The following is a 13,847-nucleotide window of genomic DNA, read 5'->3' as shown; positions in this document are numbered from 1 at the left end:
ATGAAACGATTTCCACAGAAGCGGGTGGCCATTACCGGCGCCGCCAGCGGACTGGGCCTGAGCCTGGCCCGGGTATTCGCGGGCCATGGCTGGAAAGTGGCCCTGGCAGATGTTCAGGATGACGCCGGCGAGGCGGCCGCACAGGAACTGGCACGCCAGACGGACGCCTTCTACCGGCACGTGGACGTGCGCAAGACCGAGGACATCCGGCAGTGGCACCGGGACATCACCAGCCGCTGGGGCGGCCTGGACATTCTCATCAACAACGCCGGTGTGGCGACCCATGGCGCCATCGACCTGGCCCCGGAGGAAGACTGGGAGTGGGTCATCGACATCAACCTCATGGGGGTGGTGCGCGGCTGCAAGATCTTCGTGCCCACCTTCAAAGCGCAGGGTTACGGCCACATCATCAACGTGGCCAGCATGGCCGGCCTGCTGCACTCGCCGGAAATGGGCAGCTACAATGCCACCAAGGCGGGCGTGGTGGCCGTGTCGGAAACCCTGCTGGGCGAACTGGCCCCCTACAACACCGGCGTGTCCGTGGTCTGTCCCGGTTTCTTCAAGACCAACCTGGCCAAGACCGCCCGCTCGCCGGATGAGGGCGTTCAGGAACTCATCGAGAAGCTCTTTGCCACCTCCCGTCTCAGTGCCGATGACATTGCCGAAAAGGTCTACCGCGGGGCCGAGAGCCGGGATTTCTACATCCTGCCGCACCGCTTCTACCATGCCCTGTGGCTGCTCAAGCGCTATGTGCCCCCCGCCTACCTCGCCCAGATGAAAGTACTGGGCAAGAAGGTGGCCGCCCGGCGCAACAGGCTGGCACGCCGGGAGGCCGGTGCATGACACTGATCGACCCGACCATCCCGGTCCGTGAAGGCGAAGCGCTGGATGAAGCCCGCCTGCTGGCCCACCTGACCCGCCTGCACCCGGAACTGCAAGGGCCCATGGAAGTCAGCCAGTTCCCCGGCGGGGCCTCCAACCTGACCTATCTGCTCCGCTTCCCCGACCGGGAACTGGTGCTGCGCCGCCCGCCCTTCGGCCACAAGGCCAAGTCCGCCCATGACATGAAGCGCGAGGCCACGGTGATCCGCGCCTTGCAGGGTGTTTTTCCCTGGGTGCCGAAACTCTATGACTTCTGCGAGGATCCCGGCGTCCTGGGGGCGGATTTCTATGTCATGGAGCGTATCCGCGGCATCATCCTGCGGGGCAATGAGCCGGAAGACCTGGGTTTCACCCCGCCGGACCGCACCGCACTCTGCCATGCCCTCATCGACCGGCTGGTGGCCCTGCATCAGGTGCCCTGGCAGGAGACGGAACTGAAGACACTCTGCCGCGAAGGCGACTACGTGGAACGTCAGATCAACGGCTGGTGTGACCGCTATGTCAAGGCCCGGACGGAAGATGCTCCGGCCTACAGCCGCGTGATGGACTGGCTGAAGGCCAACCGCCCGCCCCAGGTGGCCCGGGTACTGGTGCACAATGATTACCGCTTTGACAACGTGGTGCTCAACCCGGACAACCCCATGGACATCATCGGCGTGCTCGACTGGGAAATGGCCACCATCGGCGACCCGCTCATGGATCTGGGCAATGCCCTGGCCTACTGGGTCGAGGCGGATGATCCGGCCCCCTTCCAGATGATGCGCCGCCAGCCCACCCACCTGCCGGGCATGCTCACCCGGGAGCAGGTCTGGCAGACCTACCTGGAAAGGGCCGGCCTGCCGGATACCCTCTTTGCCTTCTATCAGGTGTACGGACTGTTCCGGCTGGTGGTCATCATCCAGCAGATCTACTACCGCTACTTCCATGGCCAGACCCGGGACAAGCGCTTTGCCGGATTCATCCACATGGTGAAGTTTCTGGAAGGCTATCTGGAAGACCTGATCGACAAGAGCGGACAGTAGCATGGCGGCCATTTATCTCATCCGCCACGGTCAGGCCAGCTTCGGCGCCGCCAACTACGACCGCCTCAGCCCTACGGGTGAAGCCCAGGCACGTGCCCTGGGCACACTCTGGGCCCGTCAGGGCTGGGCCGTGCACCATGCTTTCCACGGCACCCTGGAGCGGCAGCAACGCACGCTGGGTCTGGCACTGGACACCGCCGGCCTCACACCGCCCGTTCAGGAACTGGCGGCGTTTGACGAGTTCGACCATGAGGGCCTGATTGCCAGGCTGTTGCCCGTACTTGCCCGGGAAGATGAAGAGGTGGCGGCCTTCATGGCCGGCACGGTGGATCGCAAGGCCCGCTTCCAGTCGGTGTTCGGGAAGATCGTCCGGCACTGGCTGCAGCACCCGGATTCCGGCGTGGAACCCTGGAGCCGCTTCCGCGAGCGGGTGACCGACGGCCTGAATGAGGTCAAGGCCCGGTTGGGCAAGGGCGAGAAGGCGGTCATCGTCACCTCCGGCGGCCCCATCACCGCTGCAGTCCAGTCCGTTCTGGGGCTCGGCGACGAGGCCGCCTTCGGTATCAACTGGTCGCTGGCCAATGCGGGCATCACCAAACTGGTCACGGACGGCAAACGCCTGTCCCTGGCTTATCTGAATCACTATCACTATCTGCGTGACGCGCCCGAATGCCGCGTCACCTACCGGTAAACCCAAGGAGTTCTCAACATGGCACGTGATCATTTCAATCTGGACGGCAAGATCGCTCTCGTCACCGGGGCCAGCCGCGGCATCGGCGAAGCCATCGCCCACCTGCTGGCCGAGTATGGCGCTCACGTCATCGTCTCCAGCCGCAAGATCGAAGGCTGCCAGGCCGTGGCCGAAGCCATTCGTGCACAGGGCGGCTCCGCCGAAGCTATCGCCTGCCACATCGGCGAAATGGACCAGATCAGCCAGCTCTTCGAACAGATCCGGACCACGCACGGCCGGCTCGACATTCTCATCAACAACGCCGCCACCAACCCCTATTTCGGGCATGTGCTGGATACGGATCTGGGCGTGTTCCAGAAAACCGTGGATGTGAACATCCGGGGCTACTTCTTCATGTCCGTGGAAGCGGGCAAGCTCATGCGTGCTCAGAAGCAGGGGGCCATCGTCAACGTGGCTTCCGTGAACGGCGTCATCCCGGGTCACTTCCAAGGCATCTACTCCATTACCAAGGCCGCGGTCATCAGCCTCACCAAGACCTTCGCCAAGGAGTGCGCAGGACTGGGCATCCGCGTCAACGCCCTGCTGCCGGGCGCCACGGATACCAAGTTTGCCGCGGCCATCGTGAAAAATGATGCCATCCGCAAGAAGGCACTGGAGCACATCCCCATGGGCCGGATCGCCACACCGGACGAGATGGCCGGTGCCGTGCTCTATCTGGTCAGTGATGCGGCCAGCTACACCACCGGCGCCTGTCTCAATGTGGACGGCGGCTACCTGCTCGCCTGATCGCGTATCCCACCCATAAGAAACCCCGGCTCACGCACGTGACCCGGGGTTGTGTGGTTTGCCGGTCAGGCCGACGTCAGCGCCAGCACTCCGCAACCGTACCACTGGACACGCCCTTGACCCCCGCCGAGGTGTAGGACAACGTGCCACACCTGTCACCGGCCTGCCCGCCCTTGGGCGTGGCATATACGGTATAGGTGGTGGCCGTCACGTCCGCCGTCAGATCATAGAACTTGGTATTGCCATCAAGCGGCGCTTCGGACGGGAACACCGAGGACAGCGGCTTCTTGCTGCCATCCACAGCCCCGACGTAGGTATTGTTGGCCGCATAGTAGCGCTCCAGCGCACCGGCAAACCCCACCAGCGCCGCTTGGGCATCCGCCCGGCGGGAACTGCGCACATTTTCCTGGTAGCTGGGGTACGCAATGGCCGCCAGGATGCCGATGATCGCCACCACGATCATCAGCTCAATCAGCGTAAACCCCCTCTCTGTTCTCTTCATCATCATTCGGCTCCCTTACTTCCTGAACAGCTCGTGCCAGCCCATCCGGCCTTCCTGAATGGTCTTCTCACCCAGATCCACCTCGGTGCAGTTTACTCCGGCGCCACAGGAACCGGTACCGCTGCTCTGGTCACTCTTCGATGTATAGATCTTCTTGGACAGATGCGCCGGCTTGTTGTTGATATCATCCAGCTTCTTGCCGGAGGAAATGGCGTCGTTAGCGTCCACATCACCATCACCATCCATGTCAATGACCGGCGTGGAAGGCGTCAGGCCATCACCCAGCGGCACCACCATGAGCCAGCTGGAACCGCCACCGGCACAGGCGGAGCTGTCCGGAATGGTGGTGACAAAGATGGCGTAATCATTGCGCAGCAGCGGCTTGTGGACCAGGCGCTCCCCGGATACCGTACTGAAATCAAAGTAGAATCCGTCATCATTGTTCCAGTTGATGGTCGAGCCGCTGATTGTTCGTGTCGTGGCCGTATCCGCCAGGGAACGGCTCTCCAGATCGCTCCGGGTCAGATTGCCCTGGCCCTTGTCCCACACGGTATAGAAGCTCTGCACCTGGGTATCCGCCTGATCCCCGTTGCTGAGGTATTTGCCCGTGCCAAAGACCACCAGAATGTTGGGCTCATTGCTGGGCGAAGATTTCACCTCCGGATGCAGCTGGATGCCCGGGGCCGCAGTGATCGGCTGGCGGTTACCGCTGCTGTCCTTGGCGATAAACAGCGGCTTGGGCGTGCCACCCGTCGAAAAGGCGGATCCCCATTTGTTGGTGTTGCTGCCGGTCACGTCAAAGGCCCACATGTTGCCGTTGTCATCACCGGCATAGATCCGGTCAGCGATCTTGTCACCGTCCGTATCCGCCACAGCGACACCGGACACACCCGCGACCACACCGGTATCCAGCTTCACATAATCCGTTGCACTCCAGGTTCCGTCCAGTCCCCCTTCGATGAAGACAATAAATACCTTGCCCGTCCCCTGTGTGCCGGAAGCGCCTGAAGTGGATCCATAACCGTTACCGAAAATGACAGCCCACTTGTCATTGTTCATCATGGCCACAACCGGCGGCTCGGTGATATAGCCCAGGTCCGGATCATCGTTGCTGGTGAACTCCCAGAGCACGGTATTGGCCGCATTGGTGGGATTCTCGCTGAAGTCATTGGGGTTGGTCACATCCAGCGCAAAGAGGCCGCGACCACCGGCACGCAGGCCCCCCACCAGAATCGTCCGCCAGCTGCGGCCCGCGGTGGATGACGCACTGGTCTTGATATAGACATCCGAAGCCACCGGCGTCAGATCCACATAGTAGCGGTGCTGGTAGTTGGGGTCGGTCAGGTAGCGCAGTCCCCGGCCCGTTGCCGTGCTGTAGAGGGCCGCCGGTACATAGGCCAGCTTCTCCTTGCCGCCATTGGCGCCTGAGCTGGCGTCAAAGCCATGGAGCATGCCATCATTGGCACCCACGTAGATCATGGTATCCCGGGTCGGAATGTTGGTGTACTTGGTGATCTGACCATTCTTGAAGGCTGAATAGCGGTCACCGGTCACCCCAAACGGATCCTTGTCGGGCCAGCTCAGATTGGGCTTGCCGACCACGACCGGGGATGAATTGATAATGTCACCCAGCCGGCTGCTGCGGGAGCGGAAGACGCCTGACTCCTTGCTCCGGTCACCACGCAGGTATGCCAGGCGATCCTGCCCCAAACCATCACCCGAGGAGGATGTCCCCACATAATTCAGATCCTGCTGACCGATTGCCGGCAGATCACTCCACTGGAAGGGCACACCATCCGGCGTGGCCGCATCCGACTTGTAAGTCAGGATCACCCGGGGATCATTGGTCAGATCACGGGCATCCAGCAATTTGGATGCCTGCCAGGCAGTACTCTTGACCTTGCCATCCGAGTCAAGCTCCTTCGCCTCAAGCTCGCCACTCCAGCTGGATGAGTTGAAGGTGGCAGAGTACAACAAGGTATCCGTCTGCAGGGAGGCCGTATTGAAGGTCACACCCGAGCCACTACCGATCTTCTTGATGATATCGCGCAGGGCATCGTTCAGTTTTTGCTGCAGGTCCTTCGGACTTTGTGCATTGTACATTTCGCCTCGGCCATTCACCGCCGCGTGATAGAGGTCATCCACCTGATAGATGGAGGAACTTGTCCCCACTTGTGAGGCAGCAGGCCAAGTCGGAGGCGTGCTGTAAGCATCCTGAATCGAGTTGTGGGTTACCCCAAAGATACTGCCCTTTGTGCCCAGTGTGGCCACATAGGTATTCATGTGCAGATTGGTATTGCAATCCTCCCAATCATCCGCTGTGCCATCCTTACAGGCATCCGGTACCGCAACCTTGCCCGCCGGCAGCGAAGAATTCAGATTCTTGTTGTAATAGTACCAAGCCACATCAGCAATGGTATCACTCACGTTGTCCTGATATGGCGCACCGGCAGAACCATCCTCGTTGGCGATCCCTGTCAGATCACTTACATCCGTGTTGAAACCGTCCGTAAATACCAGTGTGAAGTTCTTCTGACACTCTTCCGTGATGATGGTACTGTTGGAATCAAACTGATTTCCTGCATGCTTTAGCGATGTCTTGATCGGTGTCCCATAAGGACGCACGCGTTTGTAATGCTCATCCAGCAGCGTCGCCACGTCGGAAGAATTTTCCCAGTCGCGCATGGTCACTGTTCGCTGGTTGTTAAGCCAGAACAGGCCGACCCGGATACCCGTCAACCCCTGCAGCGCTGAGGCCATGCCGCCCCGCATGGCCTGGTGACGTCTGCGATAATACGTAAACCAGTTGGCAAAGTTCTGAATCTCATCCGCATAGCTGCGCCCGCTCGGGAAGGTATTGCCCGGCTTGATTTCATACTTCTTAAGACAAGCGCCATCCGGTCCGATGGCATCCACACCAATATAACGCTCAGGGTGAATCTTGAACTCATGATAGTAAATCGGGCTGACATCGGTCGCGCAACTGCGGGTAATACCCGAAACAGAGCCTCCCGCTGTTGAAAGGAACTCTTGTCCTGAGGGGGTATAGGACAGGTCAGTGGTCACAAGCAGCTGGTCAAGATAGGCTCCGCTCTCACGCGGTTTGACATTGATGGTCACCGCACCGGATACAACATTGATTTCACCCCACTTCTCCCAATCCCACTGGCCAGTGGTTACGTTATTATCTTTCCAGCGGTACCAGGTCTTGCCATCATCGTTTGGGGTTGTAGGGGCCGTGGCAGTATCCGAAAGCGTACTGGTATCCACTGTGGCGTTGCCATCCACATTGAACCAGAAGGAATCGTGATCACCATCGTCGAACCAGACTCGTACCCATACGGCAACCCGCCCGGTCAGGTTACTGAACGTATAGGCTGCATTGCCAACCGTCGGCGGATTGTTGTAATGGTCAGCCTCGCTGTTCCTGACCCCAGCAAAATCGGCCCCTGACGCATCCGCAATCGCCGTGGGATTGCTATTTAGAAGGTCATAAGGAGTCCCCATGTCCGAGCCTTTCATCATCGGCGCAGTCAGGGTTCCATCCTCACCTTCAAAAAGTGCCGCGTTGGATGTGGTCAGCCCCCCGGCCGAACCACTTCCGCTACTGCCTGCGTTAGGATCGTAGGTATAGGTACCTGTGGTGATTTTGACATAATAGGTCGCCGGGTAATAGGTATAATCCCTTCTGTTATTGGAGGTGTAGGTACTTCCATCATCTTTGTAAACCATGCCGTTTCTGAGATCAAAATCCCAGTAGCTTCCCTTGGATGCAGTATTGAAATACTGGGTCAGATCCAGAGTGCCGGCACCGGTATTCAGACTGCTGATGGGCTCAAAAGGTGCTGCCGCAGGATTTGAGTTTGAAAAGGTAAAGCCGCCGTAGCTCGGCCAGGGCGTGTAAGTATCGTTCGGATTGTAGTATGCGTGGTTATAATCCGCAGAACGCGCAAACGCATAGGCTTTCACGGGGGGAATAGCTCTTATACTGGTATACAACCTTCGACCATCGTAAGTACTGTTGCTACCGTTCGGGAACAAGTAACCGTACCAGGCATTTCCGCTGGACAAGAACTTCCCATTGGCATCAACGAAACTTTGACTGGTATCACTGAAAGCAATCAAACCATCCTGATTGTCGAATAACGTCTCCCAATCCATACTGCCCGAGTCATCGATAGACAGCATGATATTGTGCTTGACGCTCGCCGCCATCCACAACGGCTGATCCGCCAGCGTACCCACGCCACCATAGCTGGCGGTGGGGAGAATCATCAGCATGCTGCCCAGCAGCGTGCCCAGTTTTTTCAGTTGGTGTTTCATGATCATGCCCCCCGGTCAGAACCGTTTCACGTAATAGCTTTCCACAATGCGCTGCGCCGTGCCGCTGCCGCCGGTTGCCCGCGCGACGATACGGAAACCCTTCAGCTGCCCGGCACCACTCTCGTGGCTGTAGGTCGTAATATTGACCGACGTATTGCTGTTGTTTTCATTCACGTCCCCCATGAGTTCGATGAAGTAGCGGGGGTTGGCACCCTGCCCGTGGGTGCCGCTGGCGGTCGCCGACACGGTACCCGTCCAGGTCGTGCTGTCATAGGGACTGGGTGCATTGCCCTCGGTGTACAATCCGTTGTTGTTGACAAAACCGGCCAGCGTGGTCAGGCCATCAATATAGGCCTCCGCTTCCCGCACCGCCGAGTCGGCCGCCTGCAGGGCCGAGTTGGTGTCCTGCATGGCGCCGGACATCTTGTTCTGGACGACGGTATCGTTCAGCGAGGATATCCCCAGAATGGTGAGAATCAGCAGCAATACCAACCCCACCAGCAGTGCCGCGCCCCGTTGACGCGATCTTTGCCTGAAATCTCTCATGTGTACCTCCTCAGCGTACCCGGTTGCGAAGGGCCACAGTGGCCTGGAAAGGCGAGCGCAAACGCTTGTCGCTGGCGGTATGCGTGCTGCCATTGAAATAGTAGGTCTGGCTGCCCGTGGTCACCACGCCGTCGTCCGAGCGACTGAGCAGACTGATCTTCATGGCCACCACATTGTCCATGTTCACACCGCTATCAATGTAGCGATTGGCGACAAAGTCACCGTCCGTATCCTCGCCCATTGCGACCTGCATGTCCTCGATGCCGGAAGCCAGTTCCAGCGTCTCGAAAGGCGATGCCGCCGCGGCGCTGGTCAACCGCATCAGATACAGGGCCGGCTCGTTCCGGTCGTTATAGGCCACGTAATACACTTCGGTCCGATAGCGATAGATATAGCTTTCCTTGTCATAGGAGCCGCTGAGCTTGTTGGTGGTGTTCAGGTTGTTGGCGTGGGTCACCGTGTACTGACCCTTGGACGGGCTGCCGTTTTGCGGATTGTTGGTAATGGCAAAGATCTCCGCACCATTGCAGTTGGCCACCACCACCACTTCATTCTGAACCAGACCGCAGGCGCTGGCATCCTCAATCTTGAACTGGGCACTGGTGGGATCGTAACTCACCACCTTGCCGCCTTCGCAGGGCTCCGCACTCTTGAGGACGAGGGCATCCGTACCACTGACGATGTTGCCCGATGCCGTTCCCACCGTCAGACCGTACTTGGCCAGTGATGTACTAGCTGTGGACGTGACGTTGTTGAAAAATTCAATGCTTTTGGTGCCATCGAAATCGAGCGCTTCCAGCAATGCGGTACCCTTGCTGCTGTATTTAGTCTTGTCCACGATATTGTTGACAGACCCGCCCGCCAGCACGTTGGCGCAGCCCATGAAGCCCGCCGCACGGACATCACGGCTCAGCATCTCGATGGCCATGCGGCCATTTTCCTGAATCCGGGAGCTGGCCTCCTGAATCCGGAAGCCCTGCTTGTTGGCCGTGAACACCTGCACCAGCCCCAGCACCAGGAAGGAGCCGATGAGCAGGGCGATCATGAGTTCGACAATGGAAAAACCCTGATAGCGTTTCATGATGACCTCCTACGGCTGAAACTGCAGAACCACGGAGCTGGTGTCCGTGTCGGTGGGTGCCGAAGCCCCCTGCTGCCGGACCTTGTCCGTCCAGCTGACGGTAATCACAAAATCATTGGCCGAGGGGTCCGGACGCTGAATGGTCCCCTTACCATCCGGCAGGGTGCTCTTGATCATTTCCTGCCATTCCCATTTGTCATGGGCAGCCATGTCTGCCGAGTTACAACCTGCGGCTGAAACACAGGCTGTTTTCTGCGCCCCGCCGGTTTCACTGTTGTAATTGCCGGCCTGCCAGCCCGCCTGGTTGGCACGCATGCGGTCGGCCATGTCGGAGGCCAGGTAGATGGCCATGCTGCGCAGGTTGGCGTTCTTGGACTGCTGAATGGCCACCGACTGCATGGTCGCCACGCCCAGCAGGCCCACCGCCAGCACCACCAGTGCCACCAGCACTTCCACCATGGTAAAGCCGCGATTTCGCTGATATCTCATGTCGCCGCCTCCTCAGGGACAAGTGTATTCAGTGACAGTCACCAGACCGGACAAAGCCAGGCTGTACTGCCGGCCCGGGATGCTCTTGTCGGACGGGCAGAGATGGAGCGTCAGGGTGGATGAGGCGAAGCCCGTCGAATCGTATGCCACGCTGATCGTTGTAGTGGTGGCGCTCAGGGTATAACCCGGAGGCAGGGTCACCACACGGAGGGTCGTACCATCCGACGCCGTCACCGTCACGCCCTTTGCCCAGTCGCTGCCGGTGCCGCCCACGGAAACTGCCGAGCCGCTCTTCACCGCCTCCGTCCGCGCATAGGTAAAGGCCCCCAGAATCTCGTTGGACTTGGCCACCACCCGGTTGCGCTCCACCACATCGCCGAACATGGGCAGGGCAAATACGGCCACAATACCGAGGATCGCCAGTGCGACCATCAGTTCCACCAGAGTAAATCCGTTCTGCTGTGTTTTCATGATCAGAAATCTCGTCCGCTTTTATCACTGATACCCAGTCTAGCAGCGGGCTGTCATGCGGGGGCGGGCTTCCGACAAACGGCATCCCGGACGGGATAAACGGTGCGAAGTCACCACAGACTGTGAAGCTGTTCACGCTCCGTGATGGATGACCTGTCGGCGAGTGTGTTTCGGACGGTTGAATATCAGGTGGGTTTCACCCATTATAGGCGAGCTCTGCCCGCAACCGATCACAAAGGATGAACATGGAAAAATTCTTTGAAACCCTGATGTATGCCAGCCGCTGGCTGCTGGCCCCCATTTACCTGGGACTCAGCCTCATCCTCATTCTGCTGGGCCTGAAATTCTTTCAGGAGGTGGCGCACGTCTTCCCCATCATTTTCGAGATGAAGGAGGCCGACCTCGTTCTTCTGGCGCTGACACTGATCGACCTGGTACTCGTGGGCGGTCTGCTGGTGATGGTGATGTTCAGCGGCTACGAGAACTTTGTCTCCCAGCTGGATATTGACGAGAAAAAAGAAAAGCTGCCCTGGCTGGGGAAAATGGATGCCACCTCGCTGAAGAACAAGGTGGCCGCCTCCATCGTGGCCATCTCATCCATCCATCTGCTCAAGATCTTCCTCAACGCCCAGGAGGTGGATAATGACGATTTTGTCTGGTACATCCTGATTCACATGACCTTCGTCATCTCCGCCTTTGCCATGGGCGTGCTGGACAAGCTGACCCGTCATCACTGACGGGTCAGGCTCAGTGCAGCTTGAGGCGGGGCCGGATCACCCGGTTGATACGGCTGGCCAGCACGATCAGCAACATGCGCCAGAAGCCGAACAGAGCCTTCTGGTGCAGCCGGTAGAGCGAGATATAGACCACCCGCGCGATGCGCCCCTCCACAATCATGGACTTGCCCGTCAGGTTACCCATCAGACTGCCCACGGTGGAATAACGGCTCAGTGACACCAGCGAGCCATGATCGTGATAGACATAGGGCAGCATGGGCTTGCCCTTCATGCGCCGGAGCAGGTTCCGGTAGAGGTGATCCGCCTGCTGATGGGCGGCCTGGGCACGGGGCGGTACCCACTTGCCGTCCGGCTGGGGGCAGGCAGCACAGTCGCCGATGGCAAAGATGTGCTCGTCCACCGTGCTCTGCAGGGTGGGCTGAACCATGATCTGATTGATGCGGTTGACCTCCAGTCCATCCAGCTCGCGCAGAAAATCCGGCGCCTTGACGCCCGCCGCCCAGACCTTGATGGAAGCCGGAATCAGTTCACCGTCCGCCGTGCGCAATCCTTCTTCCGTCACCTCGGTAATGCGCACGCCGGTACGCACATCCACACCCAGCGCACGCAGCTCACGGACCACCGCAGCCGAAATGCGCGGCGGCAGAGCGGGCAGGATACGGTCGCCCGCCTCGATCAGGGTCACCTTCAGGTTCTCCGGCCCCAGATTGATGCCATAGGCTTCCAGAGAGTTGATGGTGTTGTACAGCTCGGCAGACAGCTCCACACCCGTCGCGCCGGCGCCCACAATCGCCACGCGCAGCAGGACGTCTTCCGTACGCCGGGCATCCTGACTCAGGCGCAGGAAGGTGCTGATCAGGCGCTTGTGGAAGCGCTCCGCTTCTTCCCGCCGGTCCAGGAAGGCACAGTGTTCGCGCGCGCCGGGGGTGCCGAAATCATTGGTCTGGCTGCCCAGGGCCATGACCAGGGTATCATAGGGCAGTGTTCTTTCCGGCTTGATGACTTCCCCCTGATCATCCGTCAGCGGCGCGATAGTGATGGTGCGGGCCTGGCGGTCCAGACCGCACATGCGCCCCAGGTGGAAGTGAAAATGATTTTTCTGGGCATGCCCCCGGTAACTGACTTCGTCGATACCGGTATCCAGCGAGCCGGTCGCCACCTCGTGGAGCAGGGGTTTCCAGATGTGTGAAGGGGAGGCATCCACCAGATGGATTTCGGCCTTGTTGCACTTGCCCAGCTTGCGTCCCAGACGCGTTGCCAGTTCCAGTCCGCCGGCACCACCGCCGACAATCACGATCTTTTCCACTGCTCAAATCCCCTTGCCCGGTGACAGGCGGCGGATTATAGGGGATTGCCCGTATTTTTGCCAAAAGTCATCCCGCAAACGGGGGTCTGACATCCGGCCGTATGGCATACTCGGGATGTGAAGGATTCAGGAGGTGCAAGATGACAGGTACGGTGATTCCCGTGATTCCGGCCCGGAACTGGGCGGAAAGCTTGAGCTACTATACGGATTTTCTGGGTTTTCGTGCGGACTGGATCTGGGACAAGGCAGGCCACTTTGCACAGCTGAGCCGGGCAGGGCTGAAACTCTATCTCAGTGATGATGAGCACATAGGAGGGCCCCAGCGCATCTATCTGTATGTGCCGGATGTGGATGCGTGGTACCTGCCCCTGTCGGCGGCAGATCCCACACTGGCACCCCCGGTCAACACCGCATGGCGGAACCGGGAATGCACGCTGACGGATCCGGCGGGCAACACGCTGGTGCTGGCCACGCCGGTCAGCCGGCTGAGACGGACTTAGTGAACGTGCCCGTGCTCGACTTCTTCTGCAGTCGGCTCGCGGACTTCCACAATTTCCACATCAAAGTGGAGACGCTCGCCGGCCAGCGGATGGTTGGCGTCAACCACGGCAAACTCTTCAGTCACCTCGGTCACGACCACCACACGGGGTCCGTAGGGAGTCTGTGCCTGGAAACGCATGCCGGGCTGAACCTGATCCACGCCTTCGAAGGCATTCAGGGGCACCTGCTGGATCATTTCTTCGGAACGCTCGCCGTAGGCGTCTTCCGGTTCAACGGAAACCTGGGTCTTGTCGCCGGCGTTCAGGCCGTCCAGCGCTTTTTCCAGGCCGGGAATAATGTTTTGTGCACCCTCAAGGTAGCTCAACGGCTCCTGGCCTTCGGAGCTGTCCAGCACCTCACCCGCATCATTTTTCAGGGTGTAGTGGATGGTGACGACGCGGGGGTTAGCTTGAGACATGGTATTTCCTCGGTATTGCAATGTATAAAAAGGCCTCTCCAGGCCACCATCTG

Annotated in this window: 14 protein-coding genes; 6 read left to right on the top strand and 8 right to left on the bottom strand. The window is 59.4% G+C overall.

Annotated elements, in window-relative coordinates; genetic code table 11:
• Genes AAIA72_RS12380 through AAIA72_RS12365 form a run of 4 tightly spaced genes read left to right on the top strand, consistent with a single transcriptional unit; the run spans position 1 to position 3,381 of the window.
• Positions 1 to 843, top strand: coding sequence for an SDR family oxidoreductase (locus AAIA72_RS12380; RefSeq protein WP_369600621.1), 843 nt, complete (start codon positions 1 to 3; stop codon positions 841 to 843).
• A complete protein-coding gene (locus tag AAIA72_RS12375) occupies positions 840 to 1,904 on the top strand; it encodes a phosphotransferase family protein (RefSeq protein WP_369600620.1) in 1,065 nt (354 codons plus the stop codon). Before AAIA72_RS12380 ends, AAIA72_RS12375 begins: the two co-directional genes overlap by 4 nt.
• Position 1,905: 1 nt before the next feature.
• Complete coding sequence (locus tag AAIA72_RS12370; RefSeq protein ID WP_369600619.1) at positions 1,906 to 2,595, top strand: histidine phosphatase family protein; 690 nt, start codon at positions 1,906 to 1,908, stop codon at positions 2,593 to 2,595.
• Positions 2,596 to 2,613: 18 nt separating this feature from the next.
• Positions 2,614 to 3,381 (top strand): SDR family oxidoreductase, encoded by a 768-nt coding sequence (locus AAIA72_RS12365; protein WP_369600618.1) that lies wholly within the window; start codon positions 2,614 to 2,616, stop codon positions 3,379 to 3,381.
• A 76-nt stretch (positions 3,382 to 3,457) separates the two neighbouring features.
• On the opposite strand, the gene AAIA72_RS12360 is transcribed toward AAIA72_RS12365, so the two are convergent.
• From AAIA72_RS12360 to AAIA72_RS12335, 6 genes are read right to left on the bottom strand one after another with little or no spacing between them, the layout of a single operon-like run.
• Positions 3,458 to 3,886: a type IV pilin protein gene (locus tag AAIA72_RS12360; RefSeq protein WP_369600617.1), complete on the bottom strand. Its 429-nt coding sequence runs from the start codon at positions 3,884 to 3,886 to the stop codon at positions 3,458 to 3,460.
• A 12-nt stretch (positions 3,887 to 3,898) separates the two neighbouring features.
• Positions 3,899 to 8,206: a pilus assembly protein gene (locus AAIA72_RS12355; RefSeq protein ID WP_369600616.1), complete on the bottom strand. Its 4,308-nt coding sequence runs from the start codon at positions 8,204 to 8,206 to the stop codon at positions 3,899 to 3,901.
• 15 nt (positions 8,207 to 8,221) lie between these two features.
• Positions 8,222 to 8,752 carry a PilX N-terminal domain-containing pilus assembly protein gene (locus tag AAIA72_RS12350; RefSeq protein WP_369600615.1) on the bottom strand — a complete coding sequence of 177 codons (531 nt, stop codon included), beginning with the start codon at positions 8,750 to 8,752 and terminating at the stop codon, positions 8,222 to 8,224.
• Between the two features lie 10 nt (positions 8,753 to 8,762).
• Positions 8,763 to 9,833, bottom strand: coding sequence for a PilW family protein (locus tag AAIA72_RS12345; RefSeq protein ID WP_369600614.1), 1,071 nt, complete (start codon positions 9,831 to 9,833; stop codon positions 8,763 to 8,765).
• 9 nt (positions 9,834 to 9,842) lie between these two features.
• Complete coding sequence (gene pilV / locus AAIA72_RS12340; RefSeq protein ID WP_369600613.1) at positions 9,843 to 10,322, bottom strand: type IV pilus modification protein PilV; 480 nt, start codon at positions 10,320 to 10,322, stop codon at positions 9,843 to 9,845.
• Positions 10,323 to 10,334: 12 nt separating this feature from the next.
• On the bottom strand, positions 10,335 to 10,793 hold the full coding sequence (locus AAIA72_RS12335) for a GspH/FimT family pseudopilin (protein ID WP_369600612.1): 459 nt from the start codon (positions 10,791 to 10,793) through the stop codon (positions 10,335 to 10,337).
• Between the two features lie 245 nt (positions 10,794 to 11,038).
• Here AAIA72_RS12335 and AAIA72_RS12330 point away from each other — a divergent pair, with 245 nt between their 5' ends.
• Positions 11,039 to 11,530: a TIGR00645 family protein gene (locus tag AAIA72_RS12330; RefSeq protein ID WP_369600611.1), complete on the top strand. Its 492-nt coding sequence runs from the start codon at positions 11,039 to 11,041 to the stop codon at positions 11,528 to 11,530.
• Between the two features lie 10 nt (positions 11,531 to 11,540).
• Here AAIA72_RS12330 and AAIA72_RS12325 read toward each other — a convergent pair whose 3' ends face one another.
• A complete protein-coding gene (locus AAIA72_RS12325) occupies positions 11,541 to 12,836 on the bottom strand; it encodes an NAD(P)/FAD-dependent oxidoreductase (RefSeq protein ID WP_369600610.1) in 1,296 nt (431 codons plus the stop codon).
• A 140-nt stretch (positions 12,837 to 12,976) separates the two neighbouring features.
• On the opposite strand from AAIA72_RS12325, the gene AAIA72_RS12320 reads away from it, so the two are divergent.
• A complete protein-coding gene (locus AAIA72_RS12320; RefSeq protein ID WP_369600609.1) occupies positions 12,977 to 13,336 on the top strand; it encodes a glyoxalase superfamily protein in 360 nt (119 codons plus the stop codon).
• On the opposite strand, the gene AAIA72_RS12315 is transcribed toward AAIA72_RS12320, so the two are convergent.
• A complete protein-coding gene (locus tag AAIA72_RS12315; RefSeq protein ID WP_369600608.1) occupies positions 13,333 to 13,794 on the bottom strand; it encodes a peptidylprolyl isomerase in 462 nt (153 codons plus the stop codon). The genes AAIA72_RS12320 and AAIA72_RS12315 overlap by 4 nt on opposite strands.
• Positions 13,795 to 13,847: the final 53 nt, after the last annotated feature.

Source organism: Thermohahella caldifontis (genome assembly GCF_041153465.1).
Taxonomy (GTDB): domain Bacteria; phylum Pseudomonadota; class Gammaproteobacteria; order Pseudomonadales; family Oleiphilaceae; genus Thermohahella; species Thermohahella caldifontis.
Note: the sequence above shows the minus strand (reverse complement) of the source record. Positions and strands in the feature narration are given on the sequence as shown.

Coding starts and splice junctions, on each gene's coding strand:
- AAIA72_RS12365 (WP_369600618.1), top strand. CDS start 2,614: ATGGCACGTGATCATTTCAATCTGGACGGCAAGATCGCTCTCGTCACC.
- AAIA72_RS12320 (WP_369600609.1), top strand. CDS start 12,977: ATGACAGGTACGGTGATTCCCGTGATTCCGGCCCGGAACTGGGCGGAA.
- AAIA72_RS12330 (WP_369600611.1), top strand. CDS start 11,039: ATGGAAAAATTCTTTGAAACCCTGATGTATGCCAGCCGCTGGCTGCTG.
- AAIA72_RS12360 (WP_369600617.1), bottom strand. CDS start 3,886: ATGATGAAGAGAACAGAGAGGGGGTTTACGCTGATTGAGCTGATGATC.
- AAIA72_RS12350 (WP_369600615.1), bottom strand. CDS start 8,752: ATGAGAGATTTCAGGCAAAGATCGCGTCAACGGGGCGCGGCACTGCTG.
- AAIA72_RS12380 (WP_369600621.1), top strand. CDS start 1: ATGAAACGATTTCCACAGAAGCGGGTGGCCATTACCGGCGCCGCCAGC.
- AAIA72_RS12345 (WP_369600614.1), bottom strand. CDS start 9,833: ATGAAACGCTATCAGGGTTTTTCCATTGTCGAACTCATGATCGCCCTG.
- AAIA72_RS12315 (WP_369600608.1), bottom strand. CDS start 13,794: ATGTCTCAAGCTAACCCCCGCGTCGTCACCATCCACTACACCCTGAAA.
- AAIA72_RS12355 (WP_369600616.1), bottom strand. CDS start 8,206: ATGAAACACCAACTGAAAAAACTGGGCACGCTGCTGGGCAGCATGCTG.
- AAIA72_RS12375 (WP_369600620.1), top strand. CDS start 840: ATGACACTGATCGACCCGACCATCCCGGTCCGTGAAGGCGAAGCGCTG.
- AAIA72_RS12370 (WP_369600619.1), top strand. CDS start 1,906: ATGGCGGCCATTTATCTCATCCGCCACGGTCAGGCCAGCTTCGGCGCC.
- AAIA72_RS12335 (WP_369600612.1), bottom strand. CDS start 10,793: ATGAAAACACAGCAGAACGGATTTACTCTGGTGGAACTGATGGTCGCA.
- pilV (WP_369600613.1), bottom strand. CDS start 10,322: ATGAGATATCAGCGAAATCGCGGCTTTACCATGGTGGAAGTGCTGGTG.